This window comes from Pseudomonas californiensis, from assembly GCF_021147775.1.
GTDB lineage: Bacteria > Pseudomonadota > Gammaproteobacteria > Pseudomonadales > Pseudomonadaceae > Aquipseudomonas > Aquipseudomonas californiensis.
The window spans coordinates 274613-289366 of the sequence record NZ_JAGTPK010000002.1; the positions used below are offsets into that span (position 1 = coordinate 274613).

Sequence of the window (14754 nt, forward strand, 5' to 3'; positions counted from 1 at the left end):
GCAATAGCCTTCATCTTGTGTTGCAAGCCTACCGGATTGGATCGATCGAATGACTGACACCCGCAACGGCGAGGACAACGGCAAATTGCTCTATTGCTCCTTCTGTGGCAAAAGCCAGCATGAAGTGCGTAAGTTGATTGCCGGCCCCTCGGTCTTTATCTGCGACGAGTGCGTCGACCTGTGCAATGACATCATCCGCGAGGAGGTGCAGGAAGCACAGGCTGAAAGCAGCGCGCATAAATTGCCTTCGCCTAAAGAAATCAGCGGCATCCTTGACCAGTATGTAATCGGTCAGGAGCGTGCCAAAAAGGTTCTCGCAGTAGCGGTGTACAACCACTACAAGCGTCTGAACCAGCGCGACAAGAAAAACGATGACGTGGAACTCGGCAAAAGCAACATCCTGCTGATCGGCCCTACGGGCTCAGGCAAGACGCTGCTGGCTGAAACACTGGCCCGCTTGCTTAATGTGCCGTTCACCATCGCTGACGCCACGACCCTGACCGAAGCAGGTTATGTCGGTGAGGACGTGGAAAACATTATTCAGAAGCTGTTGCAGAAATGTGATTACGACGTGGAGAAGGCCCAGATGGGCATTGTCTACATCGATGAAATCGACAAGATTTCGCGCAAATCCGACAACCCTTCGATTACTCGTGACGTTTCCGGTGAAGGCGTGCAGCAAGCCCTGCTGAAACTGATCGAAGGTACCGTGGCTTCCGTTCCGCCCCAGGGCGGTCGCAAGCACCCACAGCAGGAATTCCTGCAGGTGGACACGCGTAACATCCTGTTTATCTGCGGTGGCGCCTTCTCGGGCCTGGAAAAGGTCATTCAAAACCGTTCCACCCGTGGCGGTATCGGTTTCAACGCCGAAGTCCGCAGCAAGGAAGAAGGCAAGAAGGTGGGCGAGTCCCTGCGTGAAGTCGAGCCTGACGATCTGGTCAAGTTCGGTCTCATCCCGGAATTCGTGGGCCGTTTGCCTGTATTGGCCACGCTTGACGAGCTGGACGAGGCTGCGCTGATGCAGATCCTCACCGAGCCGAAGAACGCGCTGACCAAGCAGTACGCCAAGCTGTTTGAAATGGAAGGTGTGGACCTTGAGTTCCGCACTGACGCGCTGAAGTCGGTTGCTCGTCGCGCGCTTGAGCGCAAGACGGGGGCTCGTGGCTTGCGCTCCATACTCGAAGGCGTTCTGCTCGACACCATGTACGAAATCCCGTCGCAAACCGACGTGAGCAAGGTGGTGATCGACGAAAGCGTGATCGATGGCACGTCCAAGCCGTTGTTGATTTACGAAAACAGCGAGCCGCCTGCCAAGGTTGCTCCTGACGCGTGACAGGTAGTTCTGTCGCCGCGTGAAGAGACACGAAAGGGGGCCCAGCGGGTCCCCTTTTGCATTTTCAGCGCGCACGTTCGTCTTGTAGAAGAAACTGATCTTGACCGGACGGGGTGCTAGAGCTTGTTTTTTTCAGACACTACCCCCATCTTGGCTTCAAGCTAATTCCATGTGTTCCGGCCACTTGGCCGCCGTAGAGGCGAAATCATGAAGACCACCATCGAATTGCCTCTTTTGCCATTGCGTGATGTCGTGGTTTATCCGCACATGGTTATCCCGCTGTTCGTGGGGCGCGAGAAGTCTATCGAAGCCCTTGAGGCAGCGATGACGGGCGACAAGCAAATCCTGTTGCTCGCGCAAAGAAACCCGGCTGACGACGATCCTGACGAGCAGGCTCTGTATAGCGTCGGTACCATTGCAACCGTATTGCAGTTGCTGAAATTGCCGGACGGCACCGTCAAGGTGCTGGTCGAAGGCGAGCAGCGCGGTTCGGTAGAGCGCTTCATCGAAGTCGACGGCCATTACCGCGCTGAAGTCGCGCTCATTGACGAAGTCGACGCGCCGGACCGTGAGTCCGAAGTGTTTGTGCGCAGCCTGCTGGCTCAGTTCGAGCAATATGTGCAGTTGGGCAAGAAAGTCCCTGCCGAGGTCCTGTCGTCGCTCAACAGCATCGATGAGCCTGGTCGCCTGGTAGACACCATGGCGGCGCACATGGCGCTCAAGATCGAGCAGAAGCAGGAAATCCTCGAGATTATCGACCTGTCAGCCCGTGTCGAGCACGTGCTGGCCTTGCTGGATGCCGAAATCGACCTGTTGCAGGTCGAAAAACGCATTCGCGGTCGTGTGAAGAAACAAATGGAGCGCAGCCAGCGCGAGTATTACCTGAATGAGCAGATGAAGGCCATTCAAAAAGAGCTGGGTGACGGTGACGAAGGTCACAATGAAATCGAAGAGCTGAAAAAGCGTATCGATGCTGCTGGCTTGCCAAAGGATGCGCTGACCAAGGCGACTGCCGAGTTGAACAAGCTCAAGCAGATGTCGCCGATGTCTGCTGAGGCAACCGTGGTGCGCTCCTACATCGACTGGCTGGTTCAGGTACCGTGGAAGGCCCAGAGCAAGGTGCGTCTGGACCTGGCGCGTGCTGAATCCATTCTCGACGCCGACCACTATGGTCTGGACGAGGTCAAGGAGCGCATTCTCGAATACCTCGCTGTGCAAAAGCGCGTGAAGAAAATTCGTGGTCCTGTTCTGTGCCTGGTAGGTCCACCGGGTGTGGGTAAGACGTCTCTCGCCGAGTCGATTGCCAGCGCCACCAACCGCAAATTTGTCCGTATGGCGCTTGGCGGCGTACGTGACGAGGCTGAAATCCGTGGTCATCGCCGGACTTACATTGGTTCGATGCCAGGAAGATTGATACAAAAGATGACCAAAGTGGGGGTCCGCAACCCGCTGTTCCTGCTCGATGAAATCGACAAGATGGGCAGTGACATGCGTGGCGATCCGGCTTCGGCATTGCTTGAGGTTCTTGACCCCGAGCAGAACCACAACTTCAACGATCATTACCTTGAAGTCGATTACGACCTTTCCGACGTCATGTTCCTGTGCACTTCGAACTCGATGAACATCCCGCCAGCGCTGCTGGACCGGATGGAAGTGATTCGCCTGCCGGGCTACACCGAAGATGAAAAGATCAACATCGCCGTCAAATACCTCTCGCCAAAGCAGATTCAGGCCAACGGTCTGAAGAAGGGCGAGATCGAATTCGACGAGGAAGCGATCCGCGACATCATCCGTTATTACACCCGCGAAGCGGGCGTGCGGGGTCTTGAGCGCCAGATTGCCAAGGTCTGCCGCAAGGCAGTCAAAGAGCACACCCTGGAAAAACGTTTTGCCGTTCATGTCACGGCGGAGCTGCTTGAGCACTTCCTGGGCGTGCGTAAATTCCGTTACGGGCTGGCAGAGCAACAGGACCAGATCGGTCAGGTGACAGGCCTTGCGTGGACGCAGGTGGGCGGTGAATTGCTGACCATCGAAGCTGCCGTCGTGCCGGGCAAAGGTCAGTTGATCAAGACCGGTTCGCTGGGCGATGTGATGGTCGAATCCATCACTGCCGCGCAGACCGTCGTGCGCAGCAGGGCCCGTAGTCTGGGCATTTCAGCGGACTTCCACGAGAAACACGACACGCATATTCACATGCCTGAGGGGGCCACTCCGAAGGACGGTCCAAGCGCGGGCGTGGGCATGTGCACGGCGCTGGTGTCTGCATTGACCCAGATTCCGGTGCGTGCGGACGTGGCCATGACTGGTGAAATTACCTTGCGTGGGCAGGTGCTGGCGATCGGTGGTTTGAAGGAAAAACTTCTGGCTGCTCACCGTGGTGGTATCAAGACGGTCATCATTCCTGAAGAAAACGTGCGTGATTTGAAGGAGATTCCTGACAACATCAAGCAGGATCTGCAAATCAAACCCGTTAAATGGATTGACGAAGTCCTGCAAATTGCGCTGCAATACGCGCCGGAGCCCTTGCCCGATGTGGCTCCGGACAGGGTTGCGAAGGACGAAAAACGCGAGTCTGACTCTAAGGAAAGAATTAGCACGCATTAAGACTGGACAGGCTTCCTTGACAGCTTTTTAGAGCCCTTGTTATAAAGCGGCTCTTTAAAGCAAGTACCAGCAGGCCTTCCAGCGCTCGTTTTGCTTAACACCTAAAACTTAGAAACATACTCAATATAGAGATAAGGGGACTTAGAGTGAACAAGTCGGAACTGATTGATGCTATCGCTGCATCTGCTGATATCCCGAAAGCTGCTGCTGGCCGTGCGCTGGACGCAGTGATCGAATCCGTCACTGGCGCTCTGAAGGCTGGCGACTCGGTTGTTTTGGTTGGCTTTGGTACGTTCTCTGTCACTGATCGTCCTGCTCGCATCGGTCGCAATCCTCAGACCGGTAAGACGCTGGAAATCGCTGCTGCCAAGAAACCAGGTTTCAAAGCCGGTAAAGCCCTGAAAGAAGCTGTCAACTAAGCCTCTTCAAGCCTTTGCCCACTGGGCCGGATTCTTTCCGGCTCAGTGACGGAGCGGTGGTGCAATCGGTTGCAACACCGAAGGGTTCGAGCCCTCCCGCTCCGTCAGTTACGAGAAGGCGCATCCTCGGATGCGCCTTTCTTCTATCCGCTTTCTACCCACGCTCCGCGGTTGGTTAGCCGGTTCAACCGTTTTGGGGGACGCAATGCTGCAGAACATCAGGGACAATTCACAGGGCTGGATTGCCAAGACAATCATCGGAATTATCATCGCGCTGATGGCCTTCACTGGCATCGAAGCGATGTTTACCGCCACCAGCAACAAGCAGAACGCCGCTGAAGTCAACGGTGAGGACATCACTCAGAATGAGTTGAGTCAGGCCGTCGACATGCAACGCCGTCAGTTGGCCCAGCAACTGTCCCAGCAGTTGGGCAAGGATTTCGATCCTGCGATGCTGGACGAGAAGCTGCTGCGTGAATCGGCCCTCAAGGGGTTGATTGACCGCAAGCTGCTGCTACAGGGCGCAACCGACGCGAAGTTTTCGTTCTCCGACGCCGCACTCGATCAGCAGCTTTTGCAGACGCCTGAGTTTCAGGTCGACGGCAAATTCAGTGCTGACCGTTTCGACCAGGTAATCCGTCAACTGGGCTACAGCCGTATGCAGTTCCGCCAGATGCTTGGGCAGGAAATGCTCATCGGCCAGGTACGCGCAGGTGTAGCGGGCAGTGCGTTCGTGACCGACGCACAGGTTGAAGCGTTTGCCCGTCTTGAAAAGCAGACGCGTGATTTCGCTTCGCTGACGCTGCCGGCCGATGCCTCTGCGGTCAAAGTGACCGATGACGAAGTCAAGGCTCACTACGACCAGCACGCCAAGGAGTTCATGAGTCCTGAGCAGGTGGTGCTTGATTACATCGAATTGAAGAAGTCGTCTTTCTTCGACAAGGTGCAGGTCAAGGACGAAGACCTCCAGGCGGCTTATCAGAAGGAAATCGCCAATCTCTCCGAGCAGCGTCGTGCCGCGCACATCCTGATCGAAGTGAACGACAAGCTGAACGATCAGCAGGCCAAGGCCAAGATCGAAGAGATTCAGCAACGTCTGGCCAAGGGCGAAGACTTTGCGGCGCTGGCCAAGGAGTTTTCCCAGGACCCGGGTTCGTCGAACAAGGGTGGTGACCTGGGCTTCGCAGGCAAGGGCGTTTACGACCCGGCCTTTGAAGAGGCGCTGTATGCGCTGAACAAGGATCAGGTTTCGCAACCGGTACGCACCGATTTCGGCTGGCACCTGATCAAGCTTCTGGGTATTGAAGCGCCGTCGGTTCCAACTTTTGCCAGCCTCAAGGACAAGCTGACCAGCGACCTCAAGTCGCAACAGGTCGAGCAGAAGTTCGTTGAAGTGACCAAGCAGCTGGAAGACTCGGCGTTCGAATCGTCCGACCTGGCACAGCCGGCTCAGGATCTGGGCCTGAAGGTTCAGACCACTGCGCCGTTCGGTCGTGAAGGCGGTGAAGGCCTGACAGCCAACCGCGCTGTTATCCAGGCTGCGTTCAGCCCGGAAGTGCTGGAAGAAGGCTCCAACAGCAATACGCTGGAACTGGACCCGGAGACTGTCGTGGTGGTGCGCTCCAAAGAGCACCTGCAACCCCAGCAGTTGCCGCTTGAGAGCGTTGCCAGCTCGATTCGCGCGCAACTCCTGAAAGAGCACGCGAGTGCTGCCGTCAAGGCCAAGGGCGAAGCTCTGCTGGCTGGATTGCGCGACGGCAAGATCCCTTACGCGGCCAAGCAGGAAGGTCACGAATGGAAGGTCATGGAAGCGGTTGCACGTGGTCAGGAAGGTGTCGATCCTGCTGTTCTGCAAACCCTGTTCCGCATGCCCAAGCCTGATGGCAAGCCTGAGTTTGCGAGCCAGACGGCAGCAGATGGCAGCTTCGTGATCGTGCGCCTCAATGGCGTGAATCAGGCGGCTGCACCAACTGATGCAGAGAAGGCGCAATACCGCCGGTTCCTGTCATCGCGTGCTGGTCAGCAGGACTTCGCGGCGTTCCGTGCACAGCTGGAAAGCAAGGCGAAGATCGAGAAGTTCTGATTTCGAAATTCGCACAAAAAGTGCCGCTCGTGATGAGCGGCAGTTGGCGTTTTACTCTTCGATGTTGCCCATCGCGGTGGTGTTGAAGCCGCCGTCGACGTACATGATCTCACCGCTGATACCCGATGCCAGGTCCGAGCACAGGAATGCGCCGGCATTGCCGACTTCGTCGATGGTCACGTTACGGCGCAGAGGAGTCTGCGCTTCGTTGGCAGCCAGCATCTTGCGGAAGTTCTTGATGCCCGATGCGGCCAGAGTACGGATCGGGCCTGCCGATACGGCGTTGACACGGGTGCCTTCCGGACCAAGGCTGCCTGCCAGGTAACGAACGCCGGCTTCCAGGCTGGCCTTGGCCATGCCCATGACGTTGTAGTTGGGCATGGTGCGCTCTGCGCCCAGGTAAGACAGGGTCAGCAGGCTGCCATTACGGCCTTTCATCATTTCGCGGCCGGCTTTGGCCAGGGCCACGAAGCTGTAGGCGCTGATGTCGTGAGCGATACGGAAACCGTCGCGGGTGGTGGCTTCGGTGAAGTCGCCATCCAGCTGGTCGCCCGGTGCGAAGCCGACCGAGTGAACGATCACGTCCAGGCCGTCCCACTTCTTGCTCAGTGCTTCGAAGACCTTGGCGATCTCTTCATCGCTGGCCACGTCGCAAGGGAAGCACAGCTCAGGGTTGGAACCCCAGCCTGCGGCGAACTCTTCGACACGGCCCTTGAGTTTGTCGTTCTGATAGGTGAAAGCAAGCTCTGCACCTTCACGATGCATGGCGGCAGCGATGCCGGATGCGATGGACAGTTTACTGGCGACACCGACGATCAGGACGCGCTTACCGGCGAGAAAACCCATGTGTTGTTCCTCTTCAGGTTAATCGACAGCTACCGGCGCCAAAAAGGCGGCCTCCAGCAGCTGCTGTGTATAAGTATGTTGCGGTGCAGCGAAGATAGCCTGCGCTGCACCCTGTTCGACCACTTGGCCTTGTTTGACCACCATCAACTGGTGGCTTAACGCTTTGACGACAGCCAGGTCATGGCTGATAAACAGATACGTCAGGTTGTACTTGGTTTGCAGCGAGCGAAGCAGCTCTACCACCTGACGCTGTACTGTCCGGTCGAGTGCCGAAGTCGGCTCGTCCAGCAGAATCAGCGCCGGTTTGAGCACCAGCGCACGGGCAATTGCAATCCGCTGCCGCTGACCACCGGAGAACTCATGCGGGTAGCGGTGCCGTGTATCCGGATCCAGACCTACCTCCCTGAGGGCTTCGATGATCGCCGTTTCCTGCTCGGCGGCGGTGCCCATACCGTGAATTCGAAGGCCTTCCCCCACGATATCACTCACCGACATGCGTGGGCTCAAACTGCCGAACGGGTCCTGGAAGACGACCTGCATCTGTCGGCGCAGCGGACGAATCTGCTGCTGTGACAGGTTGTCCAGCGGCGTGCCGTTGAACCGAATGCTGCCCTGACTGGCGATGAGTCGCAAAATCGCCAGGCCCAGCGTCGATTTGCCCGACCCGCTTTCACCCACGATACCCAGTGTTTGCCCTTGTGGCAGGCTGAAGCGAATACCGTCTACCGCTTTGACGTGGTCCACGGTGCGCTTGAGCAGGCCTTTCTTGATCGGGAACCAGACTTTCAGGTTCTCGACTTCCAGTAACGGAGCACCCGCGGGGTTGGTCGAAGGACCGCCGCTGGGCTCGGCACTCAGCAAAACTTTGGTGTACGGATGCTGCGGAGCACGGAACAGCTCTTCGCACGATGCCTGTTCGACGATGCAACCGCGCTGCATGACACATACTCGGTTGGCTATTTGCTTCACAACGTTCAAATCGTGGCTGATCAGCAGCAGCGCCATGCCCATGCGCGCCTGCAACTGCTTGAGCAATTCAAGGATTTTCAGCTGCACCGTCACGTCGAGCGCGGTAGTGGGCTCATCGGCAATCAGTAGCTCAGGCTCGTTGGCCAGTGCCATCGCGATCATGACTCGTTGTCGCTGACCGCCTGACAGCTCGTGTGGCAGCGCCCTGAGGCGTTTGCGTGGTTCCGGAATGCCTACAAGCTCCAGAAGCTCCAGCGTGCGCTCGGTGGCCGCCTTGCCGGTCAGGCCTTTGTGCAGACCGAGCACTTCGTTGATCTGTTTTTCCACCGAGTGCAACGGGTTCAACGACGTCATCGGCTCTTGAAAGATCATGGCGATGCGGTTGCCGCGAATCGAACGCAGCTTTTTTTCTTCGACCTTCAGCAGGTCCTCGCCCGCGTAGCGAATGATGCCGCTCGGATGGCTGGCAATGGGGTAGGGCAGCAGGCGCAGAATCGAATGTGCGGTCACCGACTTGCCCGAGCCACTTTCGCCCACCAACGCCAGAGTCTCACCGCGACGAATATCGAAGCTGATGTTCTCGACCACCCGTTGGCGAGAGTCGCCTGTCACGAACTCGACCGCCAGATCGCGGATTTCGATCAGATTGTCATTGTTCATCTTATTTCCTTGGGTCGAAGGCATCACGCGCGGATTCGCCGATGAATACCAGCAGGCTGAGCATGACGGCCAGTACCGCAAAGGCACTGATGCCCAGCCATGGCGCCTGAAGATTGGACTTGCCCTGAGCGACCAGTTCGCCCAGCGAAGGCGACCCGGCGGGCAGGCCGAAGCCCAAAAAGTCCAGGGCGGTCAGGGTGCCGATGGCGCCGGTGAGGATGAATGGCATGAACGTCATGGTCGATACCATGGCGTTGGGCAGAATATGGCGGAACATGATTGCGCCGTTTTCCATGCCCAGCGCTCTGGCCGCGCGTACGTATTCCAGATTACGCCCGCGCAGGAACTCGGCGCGCACCACATCGACCAGGCTCATCCACGAAAACAGCAACATGATGCCCAGCAGCCACCAGAAGTTGGGCTGCACAAAGCTGGCGAGGATGATTAGCAGGTACAGCACCGGTAACCCCGACCAGACTTCCAGGAAGCGCTGGCCGAGCAGGTCGACCCAGCCGCCGTAAAAGCCCTGCAATGCGCCAGCGACCACGCCGATGATCGAGCTCAGAATGGTCAGGGTCAGCGCAAACAGCACCGAAATCCTGAAGCCGTAGATGACCCGGGCCAGTACGTCGCGGCCCTGATCGTCAGTACCCAGCCAGTTGTCTCTCGATGGCGGCGCGGGTGCCGGCACTTTCAGGTCGTAATTGATGCTCTGGTAGCTGTAAGGAATCGGCGCCCAGAGGGTCCAGCCGTCTTTGGCCGCCAGCAGCTCCTTGATGTAAGGGCTCTTGTAATTGGCCTCCAGCGGGAATTCTCCGCCGAAGGTGGTTTCCGGATAGCGTTCCAGGACCGGAAAGTACCATTGGCCGTCGTAACGTACGGCCAGCGGCTTGTCGTTGGCGATCAGTTCGGCGCCGAGGCTGAGGCCGAACAGGAGCAGGAACAGCCACAGAGACCACCAACCGCGCTTGTTGGCCTTGAAGCGTTCGAAGCGGCGGCGATTGAGAGGAGACAGCTTCATATCAATGCTTCCTGCTTTCGAAGTCGATGCGCGGGTCTACCAGCGTGTAGGTGATGTCACCGATCAGCTTCACCACCAGCCCCAGCAGGGTAAAGATGAACAACGTGCCAAACACCACCGGGTAATCCCGGTTGATCGCGGCTTCGAAGCTCATCAGTCCCAGACCGTCCAGCGAGAAAATCACTTCCACCAGCAGTGAGCCGGTGAAGAAAATACCGATGAATGCCGATGGGAAGCCTGCGATCACCAGCAGCATGGCGTTGCGGAACACGTGGCCGTACAAGACTTTGTGATTGCTCAGGCCCTTGGCCTTGGCGGTGATCACGTACTGCTTGCCGATTTCATCGAGGAAGCTGTTCTTGGTCAGCAGGGTCATGGTCGCGAAGTTACCGATCACCAGCGCTGTGACTGGCAGTACCAGGTGCCAGAAATAATCGAAGATCTTGCCTGCGGTGCTCAGCTCTTCGAAGTTGTTGGAGGTCAACCCACGGAGCGGGAACCAGTTGAAATAGCTGCCACCGGCAAACACCACGATCAGCAGGATCGCGAACAGAAATGCCGGTATGGCGTAACCGACGATGATCGCCGAACTGGTCCATACGTCGAACTGGCTGCCGTGGCGGGTGGCCTTGGCGATGCCCAGCGGTATCGACACCAGGTACATGATCAGGGTGCTCCATAACCCCAGCGATATGGAGACAGGCATTTTCTCGACAATCAGGTCGATGACTTTGGCGTCCCGGAAAAAGCTGTCGCCAAAATCCAGCGTCGCGTAGTTCTTGATCATGATCCACAAGCGTTCCGGCGCGGATTTGTCGAAGCCGTACATCCGCTCGATTTCCTTGACCAGTGCCGGGTCCAGGCCTTGTGCGCCACGGTAGTTGGAGCCTGCCACCGAAACCTCTGCGCCGCCGCCGGCAATGCGGCTGGTGGCGCCTTCGAAGCCTTCGATCTTGGCGATCATCTGCTCGACCGGGCCACCGGGGGCGGCCTGGATGATGATGAAGTTGATGATCAAAATGCCGAACAGGGTCGGAATGATCAGCAGTAGCCGTCGGAGAATATAAGCCAGCATGTTATTGCTCCGTGCTCGCCGGGGCGGCCTGGTCAGGTGACGGTGGAGGCCCTGCAACAGGCTTGGCGTCCGGTCTGGCCCACCAGGTCATCAGACCGATGTCCGATAGCGCTTCGGCTTTGGGGTGAGCAATGTGGTTCCAATAGGCGACGCGCCAGGTCTTGATGTGCCAGTTGGGCAACACGTAGAAACCCCACAGCAACACACGGTCCAGCGCTTTGGTGTGGTTGATCAGGCTTTCACGCGAGTCAGCATTGATCAGGCCGTTGACCAGCGTATCGACGGCGGGGTCCTTGAGGCCCATGAAATTGCGGCTGCCAGGGTTGTCGGCACCTGATGAATCGAAATACACCCGCTGTTCGTTGCCCGGCGAGCTGGATTGCGGAAAGCTGCTGACGATCATGTCGTAGTCACGCGAGCGGAGGCGGTTGACGTACTGTGACACGTCGGCGCGACGGATCACCAGTTCGATGCCCAGATCGCTCAGGTTACGCTTGTACGGCAGCAGGATCCGCTCGAACTCGGTCTGGGCTATCAGGAACTCCAGCTTCACCGGATTGCCCTGCTTGTCGACCATCTTGTCGTCGACGATCTTCCAGCCTGCTTCCTGCAATAGCTGGAACGCCCGGCGTTGTTGCGGTCGTATCATGCCGCTGGCGTCGTTCACCGGCAGCGTGAAGGCTTCGGTGAATACCCGGTCGGGGATTTTGCCGCGCAGCGGTTCGAGAATTTTCAATTCCGCAGCTGACGGCAGGCCGCTTGAGGCCATTTCCGAATTGTCGAAGTAACTCTTCGTACGGCTGTAGGAGCCGTTGAACAGTTGCTTGTTGGTCCATTCGAAATCCAGCAGCAAGGTCAGCGCTTCGCGCACGCGCACATCCTGAAACACCGGCTTGCGCAGGTTGAAGATAAAACCCTGCATGCCGGTCGGGTTGCCATTGGGGATTTCTTCTTTGATCAGTCGCCCGTCTCGAACTGCTGGCGTGTCGTAGGCGGTCGCCCAGTTTTTTGCGCTGGTTTCCAGCCAGTAATCGAATTGCCCGGCCTTGCCCGCTTCCAGGGCTACGGTGTTGTCGCGGTAGTAGTCGGTGGTCAGGACATCGAAATTGTACTGACCCTTGTTGATTGCCAGATCCTTGCCCCAGTAGTCCTTGACCCGCTCATAACGCACCGAGCGTCCTGCCTTCACGTCAACGACCTTATAGGGCCCACTGCCCAGCGGAAATTCCAGGTTGCCCTTGCTGAAATCCCGGGTTGCCCAGAAGTGCTTGGGCAGCACCGGAAGCTGGCCGAGGATCAACGGCAGCTCGCGGCTGTCGCTTTGTTTGAATTTGAACAGCACTCGCAGCGGGTCCTCGACGATCACCTGATCAACGCCTGCGTAGTAACCACGGTACATGGGCGAGCCATGTTCCATCAGCGTCTTGAAGCTGAACTCGACGTCTTCGGCGCGAATAGGGTGACCGTCATGGAAGCGTGCCTCGGGGCGCAGATAGAAACGCACCCAGGTGTTGTCCGGGGCTTTCTCGATCTTGCCCGCGACCAGACCGTATTCGGTAAAGGGTTCATCCAGACTCGATCGGGCGAGGGTGTCGTAGATCAGGCCGATGTCATCGGCGGCTACGCCCTTGTTGATGAACGGGTTGAGACTGTCAAAACCGCCAAAGCCTGACTGACGGAATGTCCCGCCCTTCGGCGCGTCCGGGTTCACATAATCGAAGTGCTTGAAGTCGGCCGGGTACTTGGGCGCTTCGTCGTAAAGGGTCAGTGCGTGCTGAGGTGCTGCCTGCACCGTGCAGGCCAGGCCGCTCAGCAGCAGGATCGCAGCCTGCGTGCGCAGGGAATGCAAAGGGTTCATCAAGGCTTCTCCAGAGACTTGAGCCACCACGCGCGCAGCCCCAATGTGTAGGGCGGGGTGGTGACCATGGCGAATCGATTGCGATAAGCAAGGCGATGATTGTTCAGGTACCAATTGGGAATGCTGTAATGCTGCGACAACAGCACGCGATCCAGTGCGCGGGCGGTTGCCACCTGCTCATCACGGGTCTGTGCGGCCAGCAGTTTGTTGAGCAGGCCATCGACCACCGGGTTGGCGACACCTGCATAATTCTTGCTGCCATTGATCGTGGCCTGGCTGGAATGGAAATACTGCCATTGCTCAAGGCCGGGGCTCAGTGTCTGCTGCAGAGTCATCAGGATCATGTCGAAATCGAACCGGTCGAGGCGCTGCTTGTACTGGGCACGATCGACGGTGCGAAGGCTCACGTTGATGCCCAGGCGTCGCAGGTCCTCGATGTACGGTTGCAGGATGCGCTCAAGGTTCGGGTTGACCAGCAGGATCTCGAAGCGCAACGGCTGTTTGTTCGCGTTGAGCAAACCCTGATCGGAAAGCTTCCAGCCAGCGTCTGCCAGCAGGCCCAGCGCCTTGCGCAAGGTGTCACGCGGCAGGCCGCCGCCGTCAGTTTTCGATGGGGTGAACGGTTGCGTGAACAGGCTCGGCGTCAGCACGTCGCGATACGGCGCCAATGCCAGCCATTCGGCGCCGATGGGCACACCTGTCGCAGAGAATTCGCTGTTGGGGTAGTAACTGATCGAGCGGGCATAGGCGTCGCTGAACAGCGTGCGGTTGGTCCATTCGAAATTGAACAGCAACCCCAGCGCTTCCCTGACACGTATGTCCGAGAACGCAGCGCGACGAGTGTTCATGAACAGGCCTTGGGTCTGGGTCGGAATCCGGTGCGGGATCTGCGCCTTGATCACATCGCCCCGGGCGACCGCCGGAAAATCGTAGCCGTTGGCCCAGTTCTTGGCCTGATGCTCGATATAGATGTCGAATTCGCCCGCTTTGAAGGCTTCGAAGGCCACGTCGCTGTCGCGGTAAAACTCCACCTCGACGCGATCAAAATTGTATTTGCCGCGGTTGACCGGCAGATCCTCGCCCCAGTAATCCTTGACCCGCTCGAACACCAGCTGACGACCCGGCTGTACGCGGGTAATCCGGTACGGCCCGCTGCCCAGTGGAGGCTCGAACGTCGTCGCCTTGAAGTCGCGCCCTTTCCAGTAATGTTGCGGCAGGACGGGCAGTTCACCGAGGCGCAGAATCAGCAGAGGGTTACCGGCACGCTTGAAAACAAAGCGGATACGGTGTCGGTTGAGGATGTCGACACGCTGCACTTCCTGAAGCGCCGTGCGGTACTGGGGGTGGCCGTCCTTGAGCAGCGTGCGGTAGGAAAAGGCCACGTCGTAGGCAGTGATTGGCTTGCCATCGTGGAAGCGTGCCTGCGGGCGGATGTTGAAGACTACCCAGCTGCGGTCATCGCTGTACTCCACCGACTGTGCGATCAGGCCGTAACTCGAAGTGGGTTCATCGCCTGACGGGTCGTACTGACCGGTGCCGACCATCAGCGGCTCGTTGAGCTCGTTGACGCCATATTGCAGGAAATTACCTGTCGAGACCGGGCTGCTGCCCTTGAAGGTATAGGGGTTGAGTGTGTCGAAGGTGCCGAACGCCATCATTCTCAAGGTGCCACCCTTCGGCGCCTCGGGATTGACCCAGTCGAAATGAGTAAAGCTGCCTGGGTACTTGAGGACGCCAAACTGCGCGTAACCATGACTCTCGGTGATGGTTGCGTTGGCACAGAAGCTCAAGGCCAGACTGACGATTAGCAGGAAGGGACGTATCACGATCCAGGCGACTTGGGCTTTCGGGTCGCTAACAGTAACAGCTTGTCCCGACAGGAAAAA

10 protein-coding genes are annotated in these 14754 nt (G+C 57.9%); 4 read left to right on the top strand and 6 right to left on the bottom strand.

The features are described 5' to 3' along the window. The first annotated feature begins 49 nt into the window (after positions 1-49). The 4 genes from clpX (at position 50) to KDX37_RS03380 (ending at position 6439) form a co-directional block, all read left to right on the top strand. Positions 50-1333, top strand: coding sequence for an ATP-dependent Clp protease ATP-binding subunit ClpX (gene clpX, locus KDX37_RS03365; RefSeq protein WP_231651255.1), 1284 nt, complete (start codon positions 50-52; stop codon positions 1331-1333). A gap of 207 nt (positions 1334-1540) precedes the next feature. Next, on the top strand, positions 1541-3937 hold the full coding sequence (gene lon, locus KDX37_RS03370; protein WP_231651256.1) for an endopeptidase La: 2397 nt from the start codon (positions 1541-1543) through the stop codon (positions 3935-3937). A 146-nt stretch (positions 3938-4083) separates the two neighbouring features. After that, positions 4084-4356 carry an HU family DNA-binding protein gene (locus KDX37_RS03375; protein ID WP_002552737.1) on the top strand — a complete coding sequence of 91 codons (273 nt, stop codon included), beginning with the start codon at positions 4084-4086 and terminating at the stop codon, positions 4354-4356. A gap of 205 nt (positions 4357-4561) precedes the next feature. Continuing rightward, a complete protein-coding gene (locus tag KDX37_RS03380) occupies positions 4562-6439 on the top strand; it encodes a SurA N-terminal domain-containing protein (RefSeq protein ID WP_231651257.1) in 1878 nt (625 codons plus the stop codon). Between the two features lie 51 nt (positions 6440-6490). Here the strand turns inward: KDX37_RS03380 and fabI are convergent, their stop codons facing one another. Genes fabI through KDX37_RS03410 form a run of 6 tightly spaced genes read right to left on the bottom strand, consistent with a single transcriptional unit; the run spans position 6491 to position 14694 of the window. Further along, positions 6491-7285: an enoyl-ACP reductase FabI gene (gene fabI / locus KDX37_RS03385; RefSeq protein ID WP_231651258.1), complete on the bottom strand. Its 795-nt coding sequence runs from the start codon at positions 7283-7285 to the stop codon at positions 6491-6493. An 18-nt stretch (positions 7286-7303) separates the two neighbouring features. After that, positions 7304-8914, bottom strand: coding sequence for an ABC transporter ATP-binding protein (locus KDX37_RS03390; protein WP_231651259.1), 1611 nt, complete (start codon positions 8912-8914; stop codon positions 7304-7306). Between the two features lies 1 nt (position 8915). Next, on the bottom strand, positions 8916-9935 hold the full coding sequence (locus KDX37_RS03395) for an ABC transporter permease (RefSeq protein WP_231651260.1): 1020 nt from the start codon (positions 9933-9935) through the stop codon (positions 8916-8918). A 1-nt stretch (position 9936) separates the two neighbouring features. Beyond that, positions 9937-11010 carry a microcin C ABC transporter permease YejB gene (locus tag KDX37_RS03400; protein WP_231651261.1) on the bottom strand — a complete coding sequence of 358 codons (1074 nt, stop codon included), beginning with the start codon at positions 11008-11010 and terminating at the stop codon, positions 9937-9939. A gap of 1 nt (position 11011) precedes the next feature. Next, positions 11012-12868 carry an extracellular solute-binding protein gene (locus KDX37_RS03405; RefSeq protein WP_231651262.1) on the bottom strand — a complete coding sequence of 619 codons (1857 nt, stop codon included), beginning with the start codon at positions 12866-12868 and terminating at the stop codon, positions 11012-11014. After that, positions 12868-14694 carry an extracellular solute-binding protein gene (locus KDX37_RS03410; protein WP_231651263.1) on the bottom strand — a complete coding sequence of 609 codons (1827 nt, stop codon included), beginning with the start codon at positions 14692-14694 and terminating at the stop codon, positions 12868-12870. Before KDX37_RS03410 ends, KDX37_RS03405 begins: the two co-directional genes overlap by 1 nt. Positions 14695-14754 lie beyond the last annotated feature (60 nt).

Coding starts and splice junctions, on each gene's coding strand:
- KDX37_RS03395 (WP_231651260.1), bottom strand. CDS start 9,935: ATGAAGCTGTCTCCTCTCAATCGCCGCCGCTTCGAACGCTTCAAGGCC.
- fabI (WP_231651258.1), bottom strand. CDS start 7,285: ATGGGTTTTCTCGCCGGTAAGCGCGTCCTGATCGTCGGTGTCGCCAGT.
- KDX37_RS03400 (WP_231651261.1), bottom strand. CDS start 11,010: ATGCTGGCTTATATTCTCCGACGGCTACTGCTGATCATTCCGACCCTG.
- KDX37_RS03380 (WP_231651257.1), top strand. CDS start 4,562: ATGCTGCAGAACATCAGGGACAATTCACAGGGCTGGATTGCCAAGACA.
- KDX37_RS03405 (WP_231651262.1), bottom strand. CDS start 12,868: ATGAACCCTTTGCATTCCCTGCGCACGCAGGCTGCGATCCTGCTGCTG.
- clpX (WP_231651255.1), top strand. CDS start 50: ATGACTGACACCCGCAACGGCGAGGACAACGGCAAATTGCTCTATTGC.
- KDX37_RS03390 (WP_231651259.1), bottom strand. CDS start 8,914: ATGAACAATGACAATCTGATCGAAATCCGCGATCTGGCGGTCGAGTTC.
- lon (WP_231651256.1), top strand. CDS start 1,541: ATGAAGACCACCATCGAATTGCCTCTTTTGCCATTGCGTGATGTCGTG.